Origin of the sequence: Lutibacter sp., assembly GCF_041596795.1 — a bacterium.
In the GTDB taxonomy this organism is placed as follows: Bacteria; Bacteroidota; Bacteroidia; order Flavobacteriales; family Flavobacteriaceae; genus Lutibacter.
Map to the genome: position 1 here is coordinate 1 of NZ_JBFHHX010000045.1, position 22,458 is coordinate 22,458.

A 22,458-nucleotide genomic window follows, 5' to 3' on the forward strand; every position below is an offset into this window, starting at 1 on the left:
TAACGTAGTCTCCCATTTGCAAATATACTTTAGCTAAAAGTGCTGCAGCACTATATTTTGTTGCATAAACATCGTTTGAAGTAGGTAATAGGTTATAAGCATCGGTTAAATCAGAAAGAACTTGCGTATAAACTTCTTCTAGCGTGTTTCTTGTAGGATATTCAATAACTGAAGCATCTAAAACAGCTGTTAAAACAATAGGAGCACAAAGTTGTGTGTTTTCTGTACCTGAAACATATGGTTTGGCAAATAACCTGGCCAAATCAAAATAAGCCAAACCTCTAAGGAATTTAGCTTCACCTTCTACAGTTTCTTTTTGATCTGGATCATCAAATACGTCTAAATTAGATAGTACAATATTAGCCTGATTGTTAATCTCGTAAGCATTTAACCATAGTGTTTCTACAAAACCGTTATCAGATATCATTGCTTTTTCGTCATATTGTGCAGGATCAACATAGGTTCCGTTCCAGCTTACATCACCGGAGTTTCCAATAAGTTCAGATGCCATTGCTATTCCACCTCCATAACTGTAGGCGTTTCTGGCAACTCCATAAGTGTCAATTAATATTTTAGCTACGTTTTCTGCGCTTTCAGTTGCTACTTCAGGAGATAGACTTTGTTCTGGTTCAATATTTAAGTTATCATTACAACTAAATAATGATAGTGTAAATAATGATATTAAAATTATTTTATAGTTAGAATTTTTCATAATGATATCTTTATAGGTCAATATTTAATCCAATTGTAATAGTTTTTGCCGGAGGAGCAGAATAGAATGTAATCCCTTTTTGAATGTTTGAATTTCCATAATTGTCATAAGAAGATTCAGGATCATATCCACTATAATTGGTAAAGGTTAATAAATTTACGCCAGTTACATATACTCTAAGTCTATCAACTGCAAATTTTTGAGTTACTGATGATGGGATTGTATATCCAAAAGTTAAATTTCTTAAACGAATAAAGTCAGATTCTTCTAAATAACGTGTAGAAGCTTGTTGTCCGTTTGTGCTATACATTCTGGCTTGTGGTACCATTGTAATGTCTCCAACGTTTTGCCATCTGTCTAACTGATCAACAGTTTGGTTATCTTCATATCTTGCGTTACCCGATTGGAATTTTCCACCTTCGTTGTAAAGAGATGCACCCCATTCTCCTTGAAAAGTAAAAGAAAAATCAAAGTTATAAAAAGAAAAAGTATTGGTCATACCTGTCATTAATGTTGGATATGGGCTACCAGTAACTATTCTTTGGGCATTGTTATAATTGTTTGTGGTAGTTTTATTTAAACTTCCATCAGAGTTTTCGGTATTTAAGTAGAATAAAGCATCTCCATTTGCTGGATCAACACCTGCATATTCAACTAAATAAAATGATGAAATAGTTTCACCTTCTCTTACAATATTTCTTCCTTCAACAATGTCTCCACTAGGTAAATCTGTAACTTCATTTTTTAAGGTTGATAGGTTTAATGATGTTTTCCAAGAAAGATTTTCTTTTGAAATATTTGTAGTGTTTAAAACAAATTCAAAACCTTTATTTGTTAAAGAACCTACATTTCGTGTAATAGATGTAAATCCTGAGGTGCCAGGAATTGGTTCGTCTAATAAAAGATCATTTGTTTTTTTAACGTAGTAATCAATTTCACCACTAATTCTGTTGTTTAGAATTCCAAAATCTAAACCAATATCAACTTGGTCTGTTTTTTCCCATTTTAAATCTGGGTTTCCTAATTGGATTGGAGATAATCCAGATTTTTGGTTGTACGCTGTACCTTCAAAAAGACCTAAACTAGCAAAGTTTCCAATTCCGGCATTTCCTGTTACACCATAACTACCTCTTAATTTTAATAAATTTATTGTTGAAACATTTTTAATAAAATCTTCTTCAGAAATAATCCAACCTACAGATGTTGCAGGGAAAAGACCGTATCTGTTTGCTGCTCCAAACCTTGAAGAACCATCGTAACGTATACTTCCTTTTATAAGATATTTGTTAGCAATAGATAATGTGGCTCTACCAAAATATGAAAGGAAATTATAACGTGTTTTGCTTGAAGATCCAGAAGTTATTTCTGAGGCACTTTCTACTGTTTGTAAATCATCTGAAGGAAATCCAGTTCCCGAAACAAATTGTGATCTTCTAGAACTTTCTTCAAAACTCATACCTCCAACAAATTCTAAATCGTAATTATTAGTAAACGATTTGTTGAAAGTAATATAATTATTAATACTGTATTTATCAGATTGAACAGAGTTTGCTTCTGCATAACCATCTGTTGATGCGGATTGTGTTAAGCTTCCTGCAAAATAATCTTCGGTTTGGTTGTTATTGTCATATCCAAATTCTGATCTAAAGCTTAATTCAGGTAAAATTGAATAATCTAAATACGTATTCATTAAAGTTCTAAAAATATTTACATCCCAACTTCCGTTATATTCTTCCATTAAAAAATTATAATAAACAGTTGTTTCATTATTAGGTGTAACTCCATCATCTAAATATGCTGGTGTTATAGGTGATAATGCAATTGCTTGTAATGGTGTAGAAAATGAGTTGTCAGTACCAATTCTAGAAATTTGAGTTTTACTTAAACTAGTGTTTAAACCTACTTTAAGTTTTTCGGATACTTTATGGTCAATATTTCCTCTATATGAATATCTTTCCAAACTGTTTCCTCTTACAATACCTTGTGTATTATTGTAACCTCCAGAAATAAAGAATAAAGTTTTTTCATTTCCACCAGAAATAGAAAAAGTATGATCTTGAACAGTACCTTTTACTAAAGCTAAATCTTGCCAATCTGTATCAACTTCTCCATTACGCCAATCTTTACCATTAGACATCCAATCAAAATAACCGCCAGCTTCTGTTAACCAAGTATCGGCAGCACCATAACTATTTGCTGAAGCTTCCGTAAAAAGCTCAACATACTGTTCAGCGTTTAACCATTTTAATTTATTTGTTGCTTCACTCCAACCTGTAGAGGTGTTTAAAGAAATTCTTGTTTTACCAGATTTTCCTTGTTTTGTGGTAATTAATACAACACCATTTGTACCTCTTGCACCGTAAATTGCAGCGGAAGAGGCATCTTTTAATATTTGAATAGATTCAATATCGTTTGGGTTTAATGAAATTAATGGATTAATTGGAGCGTCAGATGTACTTTCATCATCGTTAATTAAAGGCATTCCATCAATTACATATAAAGGCTCTTGTGATGAAGAAATACTAGAGACACCTCTAATTCTCATTTTTACACCACCTTCTACTTTACCGTTTATTTGTGTTATTTGTACACCAGCAGCTTTACCAGTAAGAGCTCCCTGCATATTTGATACAGGAATTTGGTTAATACTGCTAGAGGAAATAGAAGCTATATTATCGGTTACATTTCTTTTAGATTGTTTTCCAAAACCTACAATTACTACTTCTTCTAGGGTGTTGTCTGAAACTAATTGTACATTAATAGTTGCATCTTGACCAACAATTTTTTTAACTGTTCCAAATCCAACAAAAGAAAATACTAAAACTTCTTGAGAGCTTGCCATAATGCTATAATTCCCATCAAAATCAGTTTGAGTTCCTCGTTTAGCGTTTTCAACAACAATATTTACACCTATAAGGGGTAAACCATCTTCACCAGTTACAGTACCTGAAATTTTCTTTTCCTGGGCCGTTACTATTGCTGATATAAAAAGTATTCCTATGAAAAAATAAGTTTTTATTTTCATACATCTGTTTTTAAATTAATATTAAATTATTTTTCTGATTATTGTTTTTTTTTGATTTTCTAATAATTGTCTCAATTTCTTCATGTTTAAATGACGTTTCTAATTGATTTTGAAGCAAAAATATATATTAATTTTTTTACCCCCTAATATTTAAGGGGTGTGATTAAAAAAATTGCACATTATTCAGTTTGCACTCTTTTTTATTGTGGGTATAAAAATAAAATTACATTTTTTTTAACAAAAAAAATGAATGCAGAGTATTTAAAATCTATATTTTATAGAAAAATGAAGGATAAAATAAGTATTGAATCGTAAAACAAGCTTATGTAGACACTTTTTAAGGTAATAGTTAGTGTTGTTTTACGATTCAATGTATTTTTAAATTTGGATTGATTTATTTAACATGTCCATCAAACCATTTAATAAATCGTTCAAAACGATCTTTTATAAATGAAGGTCTTTTTATACCATGGTATTCACCTGGATACACAATTAGTTGTGTTTCTTTTCCTAATCTTTTCATTGCTTGGTACATTTGCTCAGAATTTAGAATTGGTACATTCCAATCTTCTTCACCACCCATCCATAAAGTAGGAGTGGTAATATTTGCTACATCATTAAATGGAGAAATTCGTTCCCATGCTTCTGCATTTTCCCAAGGTAATCCTAATTCTAATTCCCAAGTTAATTGATAATGGTCATGACCATAATTAGCTCTGTAAAGCGCTTCACTTGCACCAGAAACTGCTCCTTTAAAACGGTTTGTTTTTGTAATTACATAATTGGTTAAAATTCCACCGTAAGACCATCCGCCAACACCTAATTTATTTGGGTCAGCATAACCTTGATCAATAACATAATCAACGCCTGCCATAACATCTTGAAAATCTTTGTTACCCCAATCGGCAAATAAAGCTTCTGAAAAAGGTTGTCCATATCCTGAAGATCCTCTTGGGTTTAATAAAAGTGTTATATAGCCATTGGCAGCAAATAATTGTGAGGTGTCATGAAAATCAAATTCATACTGACTTACTGGCCCACCATGCAACCAAAGAATAACAGGATATTTTGTTTTAGCGTTGAAACCTAAAGGTTTTACAATAAAACCTTCAATGTCAGTTCCATCAGCACTTTTAAAATTAATTTTCTCAATGGTTGGTTTTTGAATTTTAGCTAAAACTGCATCATTTACTGTTGATAATTTTTTAAGTACATTTTTGTCAAAAGTATAAATTTCATGAGGTTGGTTGCTATTAGCTAATAACGGAGCTATTAAAGTTCCTTCTAATGAATAATCTGCTATACTAAATTCTCCTTGAATAACTCTTTTTAAATTTTTCCCTTCTGTATCAATAGATGCAATAATGCTTGTTCCATTTTCTTCAATTAGAAAATAAATAGATTTTCCATCTTTTGAAAATTTTGGTTTGTTAATATTTCTATCAAGATCTTTAGCTAGAATTTTGTGATGTTTACCAGTTGCAGAAATAATTGCTAATTTTTGAGTAGCGTACCACATTGCTTTGGTATCAATAATTGTAGTGTAAGTAATAAATTTTCCGTCCGGACTCCAAGCTGGGGAAGTATCAGCGTTAATATTTGTAGTTACTTGTTGTAAAGTTTTACCTTTATCTAAGTTATCAGCAGAAACAATCCAAATATCAGTGTTGGTGTTTCCATCAGGATTTTCAGTTCTATTGCTCACAAATGCTATAGATTTTCCATCAGGACTCCAAGCAGGACTTTTATCATCAAAATCACCAGATGTTATTTGAATAGGAATTGAATCTCCTGGAGTAAAAACATATAAATGCGTTCTATAACTATCTAAATAGCCTTCATAATCTTGTTTAAACTGTAAACGATCTATAATATAAGGTTTTGCCTTTTTATCATCTTCCTTATCATCGGTCAACTCTTCAGGTTTTGGATCTTTAATACTTAGTAAAAGTTTTTTTCCAGTAGGTGACCATTCATAACCAGATACGCCTTGTTTAATGTTGGTTAATTGCTGGGCATCGCCTCCTTTTCTATTTAGTGTCCAAACTTGTGCTTTTTCTTCAGATTTCGCAGCTATAAATGAAAGATACGTATTGTCCGGACTCCATTTTGGATCGCTTACGGAATACGTTTCCTTAGAGGTCATAGGAATTGCTTCTCCGTCTTCTGATGGAAGCATCCAAAGTTGGTTTATTGTTTTGTCTTTTTTTAAATCAATTTCAGAGGTAATATAAGCTATCCATTTTCCATCAGGACTAATTTGTGGGTCGCTAACCGACTTTAATTTCATTATATCATCAATACTAATTGGTTTGATTGTTTCTTGTGAAAAGCCTTTAAAATAAATAGATAATAACAGAATTAAAGTGAGGAATTTGAGATTTTTAAATGTCATAATAATTATTTTTTTGATTTTGTATTAAAAAGTGCTGTTTTAATAAAATATTTAAATACTCTAGTTAAAAAAGTGTAAAAAATTTATGTAAACGTAGATTTTTACGAATTAAATTTAGTTGAAAATTAGGTTAAAAGTAAAACATTTTATTTATGGTTTTAGTTTTTAACTGTTTTATATGTAATTTTTAATTTTCCTATTTTAATATTATCAAAAGTTAAAAAATTAATGATTATTTATGATATTTTAAAAATCTATTTTAAATTGTTATTACTATTACAGCTATTATTTGCTCACTTTTTAAGCATCCAATAAATTTTGTATTAAAAAAAAATCTAAAATAGAATACCCAAAAACGTAAAATGTGTAAATGAATGCAAGTTTTTGGTTTGTTAATTTACTTCCTAAAAATTTTCGTTAAATTTTTGTTAGATATTTTAATACATTTCGACCAACGGTCTAAATTGACTACTTTTATCAAATAATTGGATGAGAAATGAGTGACAACCTTTGTAAACAAGAAGAAGAGTTTTATAATTTTGAAAAGCACTGGAATAATGCTTATTTAAAAACTCCTACTCAAAACTTAGGTTGGTATGAAAATAATCCAAAACAATCAATAGAATTAATTAATGAGTGTGATTTACCAGATGATGCTTTAATTTTTAATGCCGGAGCTGGCACCACAACTTTAATTAATAAGTTGCTAGAAATTGGTTATAATAATATTATTGTTAATGATATTGCGGCATCAGCGTTAACCGATTTAAAAAATAGTTTAGAGATTTCTAGACATAGCAAAGTTCAATTTATTGTTGATGATTTAACAAATCCAACCGAATTACTTAACTTAAAAAACATCGATTTATGGCATGATAGAGCTGTGCTACATTTTTTTACAGAGCAAAATCAGCAAAAATCATATTTTAATCTAATTAAAAAAGTAGTTAAAGTTGAAGGTTATGTAATTTTAGCCGAATTTAATTTAGAAGGAGCTAAAAAATGTTGTGGTTTAAATGTGGTAAACTATAACGTAGAAATGCTTCAAAATGGGTTAGGTAATGAGTTTGAATTATTAAAATGGTTTAATTATACATATATACAACCTTCAGGAAATACACGAGAATATGTGTATTCGTTGTTTAAAAGAAAAGCTTAAAATTTAATGAAAGTACATCAAATTCCTTTTAAAAATACTGGGTATTTTTCAAATTTAATAATTGATTATTTAGATAAAAAAACTAAGTTGTCTCAGTTTTATGGAAATTTTCCAAATTTAGAAGGCTTTAAAAATCAATTAAAAATTAAAGAGCAATCGTTTAAAAATAACAGTAGAGTTGTTTTAAAAAATGCGCTGGAAAATCAATATAAATCATTTAATATTAGTGAATTAACAAATGCTAATATTCAGTTGTTAGAAAACACCAATACATTTACAATTGTTACAGGTCATCAGTTAAATATTTTTACAGGACCACTTTATTTTTTATATAAAATTGTTTCTACAATAAATTTAACAAAACAATTGTCGGAGGCATTTCCAAATTATAATTTTATTCCTGTGTATTGGATGGCAACTGAAGATCACGATTTTGATGAGATAAACTATTTTAATTTTAAAGGGAAAAAAGTTGTTTGGAACAGAGAGAGTAGTGGGGCAGTAGGGCGCTTAAAAACAGATGGATTTGACGATGTTTTTAATGAATTCTCCAAGCATTTAGGAAATACGAAAAACGCAAAATATTTACAAAATTTATTTAAAGAAGCTTATGTGAAGCATACTAATTTAACCAATGCTACACGCTATTTAGTAAATGAATTATTTGGAAAAAATGGTTTAGTAATTGTTGATGGGGATGACGTGCAATTAAAACAAGAATTTGCTCCTATTGTTAAAGATGAATTATTATATAGAACATCTTTTAATCAGGTTTCGAAAACAAATAACATTCTTTCGGAAACCTATAAAATTCAGGTAAACCCAAGAGAAATTAATTTATTTTATTTAAAAGATGCAATTCGTGAGCGTATTGTTTTTGAAGAGAATAAATTTAAAATTAATGGAACAAGTATTGCTTTTTCTGAAGAGGAGATTTTAATAGAATTAGAAAATTATCCAGAAAGGTTTAGCCCAAATGTAATTATGAGACCTGTATATCAGGAAACCATTTTACCCAATTTATGTTACATTGGAGGAGGAGGAGAGTTAGCGTATTGGTTTCAATTAAAAGACTATTTTAAGTCGATTAATACGCCATTTCCAGTTTTGTTACTACGTAATTCTGTGCTATTAATTGCTGAAAAACAATTAGAAAAAGCACAAAAATTAAATGTTAGTATTAAAGAGTTGTTTTTACAACAAGAAATATTAATTAATAAGAAAGTAAAGGAAATTTCAGAAATTGATATCGATTTTTCTAAACAAAAAATATTTTTACAAGAACAATTTACCGCGTTAAAAGAATTAGCAAAACAAACCGATGTTTCATTTGTTGGAGCAGTAAACGCACAGGAAACAAAGCAAATAAAAGGACTAATTAATTTAGAGAAACGGTTGTTAAAAGCACAAAAAAGAAAACTTTCTGATGAGGTAACACGTTTAACAATGTTACAAGATGAATTATTTCCTAAGCAGAGTTTGGAAGAACGTACTAGAAACTTTTCAGAGTATTATTTAGAATTAGGAGAAGATTTAATACCTATGTTGTTTAATGCGTTAAATCCTTTAGATTTATCTTTTAGTGTTATTGAATATTAAAAAATTAAACTGTTTTAAAAGAATATGTTTCATTTTTTATAGCATATTCAATACGTAAAACAGGATTGTTTTTAATTTTTGTAGCCTGATTTTCATCTATTTCAAAATCTATTTCTGAAATATAAAAAGGGGAATTTTTAATAGAATTAGATTCAATATCAGTATTGTCTGAATGAATTGTTAATGTTTCATTTTCAAATAAAAATGTTAACGTGCATCCATCGCGTTTAACTTTAATTGGAAAATCACCTATTAAAATGGTTTTAATAAACGGAAAACCTCCTAATTCTTCAAAATCTAAATACACATCACTTGTTTCGTTTTCGGCATATTTTGTACCTCCTTCAAAATTTATTTTTTGAATAGGTTGATTTGAAATAGGTTCTTTTTTTGATTTTAAAAAGTTGGAAAATGAAAACCCCATGATATTTATTAAATTTAATTATGATATGTAGCGTTATGCTCTAAAATTTCACCACAAACACTACAGTTAGTTGGTGTGCCAGCACCACCATAGCAAGCGTTTTTACAAGTGTAATGATAAATTCCTTGTGCGTTTTGAGCAGGCTCAGGAACTGCATTGGTAGTAGTATTGTTGGTGCTTGGTAAAGGTGTATTGCTTTGTACCTGAATTGGTCCGTTTTTTAAAAATTCGTCATTATGGAAAGCTTGGTTATGCATGTATGGAGTGTTACAAGTAGCACAAACCCCTTCAACATCACTACCACTATTTTCACAATTATTGGCACAGATATAATGTTTTACTGCAACGGTACTTTTAACTTGCGATTTTGGTTTCTCCTCTTTACAAGACGATAAAAAAGACAAAGAAAATAGTAATAAAATAGGAAGTAGCTTGTTCATGATAATTTTGATAGATTATTTAAGTTTTTGATTTTTTCAAATATACTGAAATAAAAAAACTCAACAAAAATTTAAATATCTTACTTGAATTTAATAAAAAAGCTCAAACTAAAAGTTTGAGCTTTTTACTAATTATATGTATAGTATTATAAATGAATTACTTCACCATATGCGTCAGCAACTGCTTCCATAACAGCTTCGCTCATTGTTGGGTGTGGGTGGATTGTTTTTAATACATCATGACCAGTAGTTTCTAATTTTCTTCCTAAAACTGCTTCAGCAATCATATCAGTAACACCAGCACCAATCATGTGGCAACCTAACCATTCTCCGTATTTAGCATCAAAAATTACTTTTACAAAACCATCTGGTGTTCCAGCTGCTTTTGCTTTTCCTGATGCAGAAAAAGGGAATTTACCTACTTTAATTTCGTAACCTGCTTCAATTGCTTTAGCTTCAGTTAAACCAACGCTTGCAATTTCTGGAGTTGCATACGTACAACCAGGAACATTTCCATAGTCAATTTTTTCGGTATGTAAACCAGCTATTTTTTCAACACAAGTAATTCCTTCTGCAGAAGCAACGTGTGCTAATGCTTGTCCAGGTACAACATCACCAATTGCGTAATAACCAGGAATATTAGTTTGGTAATAATCATTTACCAAAATTTTATCTCTGTCTACTACAATTCCAACATCTTCTAAACCAATTCCTTCAATATTCGATTTAATTCCAACTGCAGATAAAACAATATCAGCTTCTAAAATTTCTTCTCCTTTTTTAGTTTTAACAACAGCTTTTACACCTTTTCCAGAAGTATCAACAGATTCTACAGAAGAACTTGTCATTACATTAATTCCAGATTTTTTTAATGAACGCTCAAACTGTTTAGAGATATCAATATCTTCTACAGGAACCACATTTGGCATAAATTCTACAATAGTAACTTCTGTTCCCATTGAATTATAAAAATGAGCAAACTCAACACCAATTGCACCAGAACCAACAACAATTAATTTTTTTGGTTGTTTTGGTAAGGTCATTGCTTGTCTGTAACCAATTACTTTTTTACCATCTTGTGGTAAGTTTGGTAATTCACGAGAACGAGCACCTGTAGCAATAATTATATGGTCTGCACTATATTCAGTTACCTTTCCATCAGCATCTGTAACATCAACTTTTTTACCAGTTTTTATTTTACCAAAACCATCAATAACGTCAATTTTATTTTTTTTCATTAAAAATTGAACACCTTTACTCATTCCTTCAGCTACACTTCTGCTACGTTTTATAACGGCTTCAAAATCTTTATCAATAGCTTCAGCTTTTAAACCATATTCATCAACATGCTTTAAATAATCATAAACTTGTGCACTTTTTAATAAGGCTTTTGTTGGGATACATCCCCAATTTAAACAAATTCCACCTAGGTTTTCTTTTTCAATAACAGCAACTTTAAAACCTAGTTGAGATGCTCTAATAGCTGTAACATATCCTCCAGGGCCACTACCAATAATAATTACGTCGTATTTCATGTTTTTCGATTTTCTATTTTGATAACTGATTTTATTCAGCAAATTTACTTATTTTATTTTTCTTTTTTAAATCATTTTTTAAGATTTAAAATTACATTCTTTCAGGAACTTCAATACCTAATAATTTGAATGCCGATTTAATAATTTCTGCTACAGTATTAGAAAGTTGTGTTCTAAATATTTTTTCTTTTTCATTTTCACAACCTAAAATAGGAACAGTTTGGTAAAAGGAATTGTATTCTTTTACCAAATCGTAGGTAAAATTAGCAATTAATGCAGGACTATGATTACTAGCCGCATTTTGAATAACTTCTGGAAATAACTGAATTTGTTTTATTAATTCACGTTCTTTTTGGTGTAAAGCAATTTCATTTGCACTTAGCGTGATACTAAAATCGAAATCTGCTTTTCTTAAAATAGACTGAATTCTTGCGTATGTATATTGAATAAACGGACCAGTATTTCCGGCAAAATCAACAGATTCTTCTGGGTCAAACATAATTCGTTTTTTAGGATCAACCTTTAAAATGTAGTATTTTAAAGCGCCTAAACCTATGGTTTTGTATAACCCTTCTTTTTCTTCGGTTGAATAACCTTCTAGTTTTCCTAAATCTTGAGAAATTGTTCTGGCCGTATCGGTCATTTCTAACATTAAATCATCGGCATCTACAACAGTACCTTCTCTCGATTTCATTTTTCCGCTTGGTAAATCTACCATTCCGTAAGATAAATGATAACAATTTTTAGCCCAATCAAAGCCTAATTTCTCTAAAATTAAAAACAATACTTTAAAATGGTAATCTTGCTCATTTCCAACGGTATAAACCAATTCGTTAAGATCGTAATCTTTAAAACGTTCAATTGCTGTTCCAATATCTTGTGTCATATAAACGGCAGTTCCATCAGAGCGCAACACAATTTTTTCATCTAAACCTTCTGCGGTTAAATCTATCCAAACAGAGCCATCTTCTTTTTTGTAGAAAACACCTTTTTTTAATCCTTCAGCAACTACATCTTTTCCTAATAAATAGGTATTGCTTTCGTAATAATTTTTATCAAAATCTACACCTAATTCTTTGTAAGTTTCATTAAATCCAGCATACACCCATTCATTCATTGTTTTCCATAGCGAAACTATTTCTTCATCACCAGCTTCCCATTTAAGTAACATTTGTTGAGCTTCAAGTAATATTGGAGCTTGTTTTTTTGCTTCTTCTTCGGTTTTACCTTGTGCAATTAATTGTGTAATTTCCTCTTTATAAGCCTTGTCAAAAGCAACATAGTAGTTACCCACTAATTTATCGCCTTTTAAACCTGAAGTTTCTGGAGTTTCGCCATTTCCAAAACGTTGCCAAGCTAACATACTTTTGCAAATATGAATACCACGGTCGTTTATAATTTGAGTTTTATAAACTTTTTTGCCAGAAGCTTTAATAATTTCGGCAACAGAATACCCTAATAAATTATTTCTGATATGTCCTAAATGCAATGGTTTATTGGTGTTTGGAGAAGAATACTCGACCATTACAGCTTTATCGTCCGGGTTTGGTTCAACAATTCCAAAAGTGGCATTATCTTTTATTTTGTTAAAATCGGAAATAAAATAGGCATCTGAAATTACCAAGTTTAAAAATCCTTTTACAACGTTAAAATCAGAAATTTCGGCAACATTTTCTTTTAAATAGGTTCCTAATTTTGTTCCAATTTCAACAGGATTCCCTTTTACAAAGCGTAAAAACGCAAATATTACAATGGTTATATCTCCTTCAAAATCTTTTTTTGTAGCTTGAAATTCAACGTTATCAATATCAACATCAAAAATTTCTTTAAATCCTTTAATTACGGCTACTTTTAAGGTGTTTTGCATTTTATTACTTTAATTTATTTCGAAATGCAAAAATACTAAATTCAATAGTATTTTTACTGTTTTATAAACTCAAATTCAGTAAAATCAAAATCTGGGTTTGGAACATCTATATGAAGTTTATAAACTTTACCATCTTTATTTAAATCGAACCATAATTTTCCAGCTGGAAGTGATGATAGTTTTTTTGGAAATTTAAAGGTAAAAATATGATGATTCCAATGTTGTAAATTGGCATAAAAAATAGGAGTTTTATCCATTTGAAAATGCAATACGTTATCTTTAACAGTAACCGTTACGGTTCCGTACATTTTGTCTTTATAAACGCCAGTATATTCAGATAAATTTAAGTGATGGCTGTTTTGTTTACCACGTAAATTTTCAATTTCAGTATATTGAATACTGTCGTTTTTTGCTTGCTGATTTTTGTATTCTAAATAGTTGGCAGACCAATCTTTACCTTCAAAATTATTAGTTAAAATTACATCTAAAATTTTATTGCTAAGTGCGCTTGGTACCCAATTTAAACTATTGGTAAGTATTACAACGCCTATTTTTTTCTCAGGAATAAAAAAGGATTTGGAAATCATTCCGTCATAACCACCTCCGTGAGAAACTATTTTATAGCCTTCATAATCTTGTAATTCCCAACCCAAACCATAACTTTTAAAATGAATATTTTCAGTATTTTTTCCAACTTCAAAATTTATGTGAGGCGTAGTTATTCTTCTAAAACTTTTATCATTAAAAATAGCAGTTTTGTTTAGCTGACCTTCATGTAAGTTTAATTGTAACCATTTAGAAAAATCATTTACCGATGAAATTAATGCGCCAGCCGGAGCAATATTATCCCAATTTACCCAGTTTACTTCATTATTTGTTCCATTTTCAAAATAATAAGGTGTTGCAACATTGGTTGCTTTTTGAAGTTGATTAGTGCTTGTTAAGGTTCTGTTCATTTGTAACGGACTTAAAAAATGCTGTTTTACAAATTCTTGCCAAGTTACTCCACTCACTTTTTCAACTATTTTTCCAGCAGCTAAAAATGCAATGTTAGAATAGCCAAAAGTAGTTCTAAAATCGGATTTAGGTTTTAAATATTGCTGCGCAGCAATAATTTCTTCAGGTGTAAGTGTTGTTCCGTACCATAATAAATCTCCGCTAAAAGTTACCAATCCACTGCGGTGACATAACAAATCTTCAATAGTAAAATTTTGGGTTGTATAATCATCATACATTTTAAAATAGGGTAAATAATCTATTACTTTGTCTGTCCATTTTAATTTTCCTTCTTCTACCAAAATTGCAATTGCACTTGCTGTAAATGCTTTTGAGTTTGATGCAACCGCAAATAAGGTATTTCCATCAACTTTTGTTTTTTTATCAATATTAGAAAAACCATATCCTTTACTAAATACTAAAGAATCTGCGTTTACAATAGTAATTGCCATTCCTGGAACTTGCCATTCATCTAAAGATTTTTGAAAATAAGCATCTAAATGATTGATTTGTTCTTTGGTTTGAGCAAAAGCAGCAATACTTACAAAAGTAATTGCAATACATAGTTTGAAAAATTTCATAAAAAAGATTTTAAAAAACGAATTTAATATTATTTATAAAGTTATCACAAACAAATAACATTATATATTTGCAATATGGAAGATTTTTTAAAGGAGTTACCAAAGTTAGCGAAGGAAAAAGAGGCTGAAAGTAAAAAGTATTTTCAAAAGCTAAAAAAGCGCACACCTAAAAATTTAGATTTAATAATGCAGGATTTGCATACGGAAGAATTTGAAAAAACCGATTGCTTAACCTGTGGAAATTGTTGTAAAACTACAAGCCCAATTTTTACGCTTAAAGATATTGAACGTATTTCTAAACATTTTAGAATGAAAGTGTTAGATTTTACAAATCAATATTTAAAAAGAGATGAAGATGATTTTTATGTGTTAAAAACGGCTCCTTGTTCCTTTTTAGACCTTGAAGATAATATGTGTACTATATATGATGTTCGTCCGAAAGCGTGTAGTGAATATCCGCATACAGATAGACGTAAATTTATACAAATTACAGATTTAACTATTAAGAATACTGAAATTTGTCCGGCTGCCTATAATATTGTGGAAGCTTTAAAGAAAAAGTTGCCAATTTAATTAAAGTACTTTTTTAAACTTTTAAAGATTATCAAATATGTTTTTTTGATAAATGTCTTTATTATAGTACTTTGGCATTAATTTAAATAGGTTCAAAACCAAAATAATTACTAACTATTATATTTATGAAAAAATTAATTTTATTAACTTTTTTGCTATTTGCATTTATTTTAAATGCACAAATGAAAGCAGATGACGTAAAATCGTTTACGTTAACAAACGGAATGAAATTTTTAGTGGTGGAAGATTTTTCCATTCCAAATGCCAATATGTATTTATTTTACAAAGTTGGCAGTAGAAATGAATACCAAGGAATTACAGGACTTTCCCATTTTTTTGAACATATGATGTTTAATGGTGCCAAAAAATATGGTCCAAAGCAATTTGACCAAACTATGGAATTTAATGGTGGTGCAAATAATGCATATACTACCGAAAATGTAACGGTTTATACAAATTGGTTTCCTGCATCTGCAGCAGAAGTTATTTTTGATTTAGAAAGTGATAGAATTGCTAATTTAAGTATTGATCCTGAAATAGTCGAGAGTGAAAGAGGTGTAGTACTTAGTGAAAGAAGTACTGGATTAGAAAATTCACCTTGGAGATTGTTGTCTCAATCGCTTCAAGCAACAGCATTTCAAGAGCACCCATATCATTGGCCTGTAATTGGATATGAAGATGATATGAAGAATTGGACGCAACAAGATTTAGAGCGCTATTTTAAAACCTATTATGCGCCAAATAATTGTGTTGTTGTGGTTTCTGGAGCTTTAAAATTTGAAGAAGTAAAAAGATTGGCTGAGCAGTATTTACAACCAATTTCTGCACAACCAGCGCCACCAAAAGTACATATTGTAGAGCCTAAACAAAATGGGGAAAGAAGAATTACAGTACAACGAGAAGTTGCAAATCCGTATTTGATGATTGGCTATAAAACTCCAGAATCTAAGCACCAAGATTATTATGCTTTAAATATTTTGAGTTCTATTCTATCAAAAGGAAAATCATCACGATTATATGCGTCTTTGGTTGATAATCAACAATTAGCAACAATGGTTTTTACTGACTATGGAGATAGTTTTGATCCTAATTTATTTAGTTTTTATGTAGTTTCAAATACTAATGTAGCTACCGATGCTATTGAAAATGCTATTTACAATGAAATAGATGCTATTAAAAATAATGGAATTACCGAAGCGGAACTTCAAAAGGTAAAAAATCAAAAATTAATGGAGTTTTACAATCAAATTGAAACTATTGATGGTAAATCTAACAATATTGGAACGTATGAAGTGTTTTTTGGTGATTATAAAAAAATGTTTAATGCCCCAGAAAATTACAACAAGGTAACTGTTGCTGATGTACAAAATGTGGCTAAAAAATATTTTTCAAAAAGCAATAGAACAGTAGGTATATTAAAAACAAATGTTGAAGAATAGTTATGAAAAATTTATATACAAAAATATCCATTGCAATATGTCTTTTGGCATTTGTAAATAGTAGTTTGGCTCAAAATTATAAACTTCCAAAGTACACATCATTTAAATTATCAAATGGTTTAACAATAAATTTAATGGAACAGCACGATGTTCCTGTAATAAGTATTTCAGCAATTATTCCGGCTGGTGCAATTTACGATGCAGATAAACCGGGTTTAGCTTCTTTAACAGCTACAGCTCTTAAACACGGAACTCAAAATTTTTCAAAAGCTAAAATTGATGAAGAAATAGATTTTTTAGGTGCTTATATTAGCACATATGCATCAAAAGAATATGCAGGGATATCATCAAAATTTGCTGCTAAAGATTCGGAAAAAGTTTTAACTATTTTTAAAGAAATATTAATAAATCCAAGTTTTAATTCAGATGAATTTGAAAAAGAAAAAAGTAGATTATTAGTAGAACTTGAACAACGAAAAGAAAGTCCAAGAGCTGTAATTGGTTCGTATTTTGACAAACTTATTTTTGGAAATCACGTTTATGGAAATGTAATTAGCGGAACAACAAGTAGTGTTGAAAAATTAATGGTAACTGATGTACAGAAGTTTTATAAAAATAATTATTTCCCAAATGAAAGTGCCATTAGTATTGTTGGTGATTTTGACACTAATAAAATGAAAACACTTGTTACAAAACTATTTTCAAATTGGGCTAAACAACATTCATTAAGAGAAAATGTTTTTATAAATGTGGTTGAAAAACCATTAAAAAGTAAAGTGTTACTTGTAAATAAAGAAGATGCTAATGAAACAACTTTTTATATTGGATCAACAGGAATTAGCAGAAATAATCCAGATTATGTTGCAATAAGTGTTGTAAACACCTTGTTTGGAGGCCGATTTACATCTATGTTGAACGATGAATTACGTGTAAATAGCGGCTTAACGTATGGTGCAAGTAGCCGATTTAACACCTTAAAAAATGCAGGTACGTTTACTATTAGCACCTTTACAGCTAAAGAAACAACGCAACAAGCCATAGACAAAGCTTTGGAGGTTTTAAACGCATTACACCAAAAAGGAATTGATGAAAAAGCATTAACATCAGCAAAAAATTATGTAAAAGGACAATTTCCGCCAGATTATGAAACTACCGATCAATTAGCGGGTTTACTTACAGAAATGTTTTGGTATAATTTTGACGCTTCATTTATTAATAATTTTGAAAACAATGTGAATAGTTTAAACCTATCAAAAGCGAATGAAATTATTACAAAATACTTTCCACAAGAAAATTTACAATTTGTATTAGTTGGTAAAGCATCTGAAATTAAACCTATTGCAGAAAAATATGGAGAAGTAACTATTGTTGAAATAAAAGAATAATTTATTTAGAATTATAATAAATTAAGTCTTCCTTACAATTGAGTGGTAGTTTTTTTTACATTTGAAATAAAAACTATACTATGAAAAAAATTACCACTTTATTTTGGGTATTTTTACTATTAATACCTTTAACAGCAAAATCAAACACTTCAAATTGGATGACATCTTTAGAAGATGCTCAAAAACTTTCCAAATTATTAAACAAACCTATATTAGTTGATTTTTGGGCTATATGGTGCGGACCGTGTAAAAAAATGGATACTGATGTTTGGGAAAAAGAAGATATAAAATTAGTAATGGAAAACTATATTCCAGTTAAAATTGATATAGATTCTAATCCATTAATTGCAACAAAATACGGGGTTAGAAGTATTCCAAATATAATGATTTTAGATAGCTGGGGAAATGTGTTGGAGTCTTTTGTAGGTTATAGAGATAAAACATCAGTAGCAAAAACCTTAAAGGCATTCACATTAAATTTAGCAATTATAAATCAAGCACTTTTTATTTTAAAGAAAGATGAAAAGAATCCATATTCTAATTTAAGAGTTGCACAAAAATATCAAGATGCTAGTTTGGTATTAGAAAACGATTCAAAAAATGCATTTATAAAACAGAGTAATTCTTATTTAAAAAGCGCTCGTAAAGTTGTTGAAAAAGAGAACACGGAATTTTTAGAGAAAGTAGAATTGTTAGAAGTGTTAAACAAAGCTTATTTTAAAAGTTATAAACCTGCTTTAAAAAAATTAGAAGATTTTTCTAATGTATGCGATGCTAATAAGGCTTTGTATTTTTATATAAAATATTATTGTCATTATTTTTTAGTAGCTAACGATGAAATGGAAGCAGATAAAAAAGAATTATTAAATGCTTCGGCCAACGATAGTTTTGTTCAAAAGATTGAATTTTTGGTAAAATAAATTTATTCGTATAACAAATAGTTTTCTCTAATTTTTTTGAAATCATTAATTTTGTGTTGCCATGATTCTCTAATTTTTTTAGCAGAAATACCATTCTTTAACTGTTCTTCAAGTAAAGTATTACCTGCGTGAATTGTAAAGGTTGATCCAAAAAAAGTTTCTGTTTCTGGTGTTTTTTTATAGGCATCTATAAGCCAGTTAATGTTTACTTTGCTTAGTTTTTCGGTGTCTGCTAAATCAACGCCATAACATAATTTTCCTTGATGTTTTGGACTTTTAGATCCAAAATTTGGTTGTGGTGTATAACTAAAATCACTTTCAGGGAAAAATGGTGCTCCATATCGTTGAAATTGAAATTCAGTTCCGCGACCAGCATTAATAGTAGTTCCTTCAAAAAAACCTAAACTTGGATACAAATTTATAGCAACATCATTCGGTAAATTTGGCGAAGGCCTAATTGGTAAATGATAGCTACTTTTATGTGTGTAATTTTTTAATGGAATAACAGTGAGTAAACATTTTTGTTGAGTATTTAACCAGTTTTCTCCATTTATCATTGTGGCATATTCACCAATAGTCATTCCATAAACTAACGGAACAGGATGCATTCCAACAAAACTTTTATGTTCAATTTCTAAGGTTGGACCATCTATATAATGTCCGTTCGGATTTGGTCTGTCTAATACAATTACAGGAATTCCAGCTTCAGCACAGGCTTCCATTACATAATGTAAAGTAGAAATATAGGTGTAAAAACGTACGCCAACATCTTGAATATCAAAAATAACCACATCAATTCCTTTTAACTGTTCTTGTGTGGGTTTTTTATTATTACCGTACAAAGAAACAATTGGAACTCCTGTTTTTTTATCAATGCCATCGGCAACAGCTTCACTAGCATCGGCAGTTCCTCTAAAGCCGTGCTCTGGAGAAAATACTTTTTTAATAGGAATATCTAACGCCAATAAAGAATCTACCAAATGAATATAACTTTCACTGTTTTCCTTAAAAATTACAGAAGTTTGATTGGCAACAATAGCAACATTTTTAGAGAGTAATGAGGGTACATAAATATACGTTTGTGCTGCACCAGTTAAAATTTCTTTCTTCTTTTTTAAATGATTTTCATCGGCGTTTTTCTCCATTTCCGATTCCGTTTTAATGGGTTTTGCAGGTTTACAGGAAAACATCGTAAAAAACAATATAGAAAACAAGAAGAAATATGTATTTTTGAACGGTTTAGAAATCATATATAAAATTGAATTACGAATTATTTATTGCAAAACGTATAATTGCTGCTAAAAAGTATAAAAGTAGCATATCATCTCCAATAATAAAAATTGCAATTATAGCAATTGCATTGGGAATTATTATTATGATGATTGCCATTGCCACTGGAATTGGTTTACAAGAGAAAATTCGTGAAAAAATTGCGGGTTTCAACGGTCATATTCAAATTACTAATTTTGATAATAACAACTCTGAAATTACATTAGTTCCAGTTTCAAAAAATCAAGATTTTTATCCAGATTTTAAATCGGTTTCTAACATACAAAATGTGCAAGTTTTTGCTACAAAAGCTGGAATTATAAGAACAAAAACAGATTTTGAAGGCATTATTTTAAAAGGTGTTGCTAATGATTATGATTGGACATTTTTTAAAGAATATTTAGTGGAAGGAACATTGCCTAATTACATTAATTCTATTTCTAATGATGTGCTTATATCTAAGGAAATAGCGGATCGAATGAAATTAAAATTAGGGGATGAATTTAATATTTTATTTGTAAAAAATGATCCTGCAAAAGCTCCGTGGATTAGGGTTGTAAAAATTATTGGGATTTATAATTCTGGTTTTCAGGAATTTGATGATAGTTTTGTAATAGGTGATATAAGGCATATTCAAAAAATGAATAGATGGAATGATGATGAAGTTGGTGGTTTTGAAGTGCTAATTTCTGATTTTGATGAGATTATTCCTAAAAGTAATGAGGTTTATATGCAAACTGGATCTACTTTAAATAGCCAAAGTATTGTTGAAAAATACCCTGCTATTTTTGAATGGATTAGTCTTTTTGATAACAATATTTACTTAATTATTGTGATAATGATTTTGGTTGCTGGTATTAATATGATAACTGCTTTATTAGTGCTTATTTTAGAAAGAACCCAAATGATTGGAATTTTAAAAGCGCTTGGTGGAAGCAATGTAAGCATTAGAAAAATATTTTTATACAACGCTGCTTATTTAATATTAAAAGGCTTGTTTTGGGGTAATTTAATAGGGTTGTCAATACTTTTTATACAAAAATATTTAGGAGTTATAACCTTAAATCCAGAAACATACTACGTAAGTGAAGCTCCTATTTATTTAAACTTTAGCTATATTATTTTATTAAATATAGGAACATTAGTGCTATGCTTGTTAATGCTTATTATTCCAACAGTAATAATATCTAAAATTAGTCCAGTTAAGTCTATAAAATTTGAGTAATTATGTTTATAGTTTTTAGTAATAGCTTTTCGGTGTTTTTTTATTAAATTTATAGCTACAAAGTACTTGTTTTAAAAATGGCGAAATAACTAACAAAACTATTATTTGCTAAATTTAATGTTGTAAAGTACAATATATCATAGAAAAATTTTATTGTAGTTTATTTAACCAAACATTAATTAGACAACTAAAAAGACTATCATATGAAAACACTACCTATTATATCAATTTTAATAATTGTATCTTTTTTCTCTTGCAGCTTTAATAAAAATCAAGATAAAAAGGCAATTATAGAACCTACCAATACTATTTATGGAAAATGGGTAAGAATTGGCCAAACTGGTCCAATTAGCTTCAATTTTAAAGAAAACGGATTAATTGAGGCTGATTTTGGAAATGATCAAACAATTGATGTTGTTTCAAAATTTGAAATATCAGGTGATACTATTAATTTTATTGATGAAGAAGGAAAAACTTGTCAGGGAATAGGGAAATATAAAATTTACCTAACAAAATATTATGTGGCATTTGATCTTATTGATGATGATTGTGGAGGTAGAATAAAAACTACAATGGGGTTTTGGACGAAACCTAATTTCAAAGACTTAATTACTACACTTAATACTGAAATAGATAAATCGTCTAACCCAGAATTGTACCTTAATAGAGGAAGAATTTTTATGGCAACAGGAATGGTTGCTAATGCAAAAAAAGATTTTGATAGTTATTTGTTAAAAGACACTTTAAATGCCAGAGTTTATATAAATAGAGCAGGAACAAGATTTCCAAATGATTTAAGTGGAGTTGTATCTGATTGTAATAAGGCAATAGCTATTGATTCTAACAATAAAAATGCTTTTTTTCTTCGTGGGTTAGCTCGTTACGAATTGGGAGAAAAGGAGCAAGGTTGTGAA

The 22,458-nt window shown here is 29.5% G+C and carries 17 protein-coding genes; 8 read left to right on the forward strand and 9 right to left on the reverse strand.

All coding sequences use genetic code 11. From position 1 onward, the window contains the following. From ABY298_RS07300 to ABY298_RS07310, 3 genes are all read right to left on the reverse strand, one after another. On the reverse strand, window positions 1-712 hold a 712-nt coding region (locus ABY298_RS07300), incomplete at its 3' end, for a RagB/SusD family nutrient uptake outer membrane protein (protein WP_372745361.1). 10 nt (window positions 713-722) lie between these two features. Next, window positions 723-3,737: a SusC/RagA family TonB-linked outer membrane protein gene (locus ABY298_RS07305; protein WP_372745362.1), complete on the reverse strand. Its 3,015-nt coding sequence runs from the start codon at window positions 3,735-3,737 to the stop codon at window positions 723-725. A 394-nt stretch (window positions 3,738-4,131) separates the two neighbouring features. Beyond that, on the reverse strand, window positions 4,132-6,132 hold the full coding sequence (locus ABY298_RS07310) for a prolyl oligopeptidase family serine peptidase (protein ID WP_372745363.1): 2,001 nt from the start codon (window positions 6,130-6,132) through the stop codon (window positions 4,132-4,134). Between the two features lie 496 nt (window positions 6,133-6,628). Here ABY298_RS07310 and ABY298_RS07315 point away from each other — a divergent pair, with 496 nt between their 5' ends. Both ABY298_RS07315 and bshC read left to right on the forward strand, forming a co-directional pair. Next, window positions 6,629-7,291, forward strand: coding sequence for a methyltransferase domain-containing protein (locus ABY298_RS07315; protein WP_372745364.1), 663 nt, complete (start codon window positions 6,629-6,631; stop codon window positions 7,289-7,291). 6 nt (window positions 7,292-7,297) lie between these two features. Beyond that, window positions 7,298-8,890, forward strand: coding sequence for a bacillithiol biosynthesis cysteine-adding enzyme BshC (gene bshC / locus ABY298_RS07320; protein WP_372745365.1), 1,593 nt, complete (start codon window positions 7,298-7,300; stop codon window positions 8,888-8,890). A gap of 4 nt (window positions 8,891-8,894) precedes the next feature. Here the strand turns inward: bshC and ABY298_RS07325 are convergent, their stop codons facing one another. The 5 genes from ABY298_RS07325 to ABY298_RS07345 all read right to left on the reverse strand — a co-directional run bounded on the left by ABY298_RS07325 (window position 8,895) and on the right by ABY298_RS07345 (window position 14,733). Continuing rightward, window positions 8,895-9,314, reverse strand: coding sequence for a hypothetical protein (locus ABY298_RS07325; protein ID WP_372745366.1), 420 nt, complete (start codon window positions 9,312-9,314; stop codon window positions 8,895-8,897). Window positions 9,315-9,328: 14 nt separating this feature from the next. Then, window positions 9,329-9,754, reverse strand: coding sequence for a hypothetical protein (locus tag ABY298_RS07330; protein ID WP_372745367.1), 426 nt, complete (start codon window positions 9,752-9,754; stop codon window positions 9,329-9,331). Window positions 9,755-9,900: 146 nt separating this feature from the next. Beyond that, complete coding sequence (lpdA, locus tag ABY298_RS07335; protein WP_372745368.1) at window positions 9,901-11,289, reverse strand: dihydrolipoyl dehydrogenase; 1,389 nt, start codon at window positions 11,287-11,289, stop codon at window positions 9,901-9,903. A gap of 91 nt (window positions 11,290-11,380) precedes the next feature. Next, window positions 11,381-13,156 (reverse strand): arginine--tRNA ligase, encoded by a 1,776-nt coding sequence (argS, locus tag ABY298_RS07340; protein ID WP_372745369.1) that lies wholly within the window; start codon window positions 13,154-13,156, stop codon window positions 11,381-11,383. Between the two features lie 53 nt (window positions 13,157-13,209). After that, on the reverse strand, window positions 13,210-14,733 hold the full coding sequence (locus ABY298_RS07345) for a serine hydrolase (protein ID WP_372745370.1): 1,524 nt from the start codon (window positions 14,731-14,733) through the stop codon (window positions 13,210-13,212). A 75-nt stretch (window positions 14,734-14,808) separates the two neighbouring features. Here ABY298_RS07345 and ABY298_RS07350 point away from each other — a divergent pair, with 75 nt between their 5' ends. The 4 genes from ABY298_RS07350 to ABY298_RS07365 all read left to right on the forward strand — a co-directional run bounded on the left by ABY298_RS07350 (window position 14,809) and on the right by ABY298_RS07365 (window position 19,050). Beyond that, complete coding sequence (locus tag ABY298_RS07350) at window positions 14,809-15,306, forward strand: YkgJ family cysteine cluster protein (RefSeq protein WP_372745371.1); 498 nt, start codon at window positions 14,809-14,811, stop codon at window positions 15,304-15,306. A gap of 125 nt (window positions 15,307-15,431) precedes the next feature. Further along, window positions 15,432-16,745: a M16 family metallopeptidase gene (locus tag ABY298_RS07355; protein ID WP_372745372.1), complete on the forward strand. Its 1,314-nt coding sequence runs from the start codon at window positions 15,432-15,434 to the stop codon at window positions 16,743-16,745. 2 nt (window positions 16,746-16,747) lie between these two features. Continuing rightward, on the forward strand, window positions 16,748-18,130 hold the full coding sequence (locus ABY298_RS07360; RefSeq protein ID WP_372745374.1) for a M16 family metallopeptidase: 1,383 nt from the start codon (window positions 16,748-16,750) through the stop codon (window positions 18,128-18,130). An 80-nt stretch (window positions 18,131-18,210) separates the two neighbouring features. Next, window positions 18,211-19,050, forward strand: a complete 840-nt coding sequence (locus ABY298_RS07365; RefSeq protein ID WP_372745375.1) for a thioredoxin family protein — start codon at window positions 18,211-18,213, stop codon at window positions 19,048-19,050. A 2-nt stretch (window positions 19,051-19,052) separates the two neighbouring features. On the opposite strand, the gene ABY298_RS07370 is transcribed toward ABY298_RS07365, so the two are convergent. Beyond that, on the reverse strand, window positions 19,053-20,300 hold the full coding sequence (locus ABY298_RS07370; protein ID WP_372745376.1) for an exo-beta-N-acetylmuramidase NamZ domain-containing protein: 1,248 nt from the start codon (window positions 20,298-20,300) through the stop codon (window positions 19,053-19,055). 8 nt (window positions 20,301-20,308) lie between these two features. Between ABY298_RS07370 and ABY298_RS07375 the strand changes: the two genes are divergently transcribed. Further along, entirely contained in the window at window positions 20,309-21,544 is a 1,236-nt protein-coding gene (locus ABY298_RS07375; RefSeq protein WP_372745377.1) for an ABC transporter permease, read from the forward strand. 203 nt (window positions 21,545-21,747) lie between these two features. Further along, window positions 21,748-22,458, forward strand: a 711-nt coding sequence (locus ABY298_RS07380; RefSeq protein WP_372745378.1) for a hypothetical protein, incomplete at its 3' end; no start/stop codon positions are given.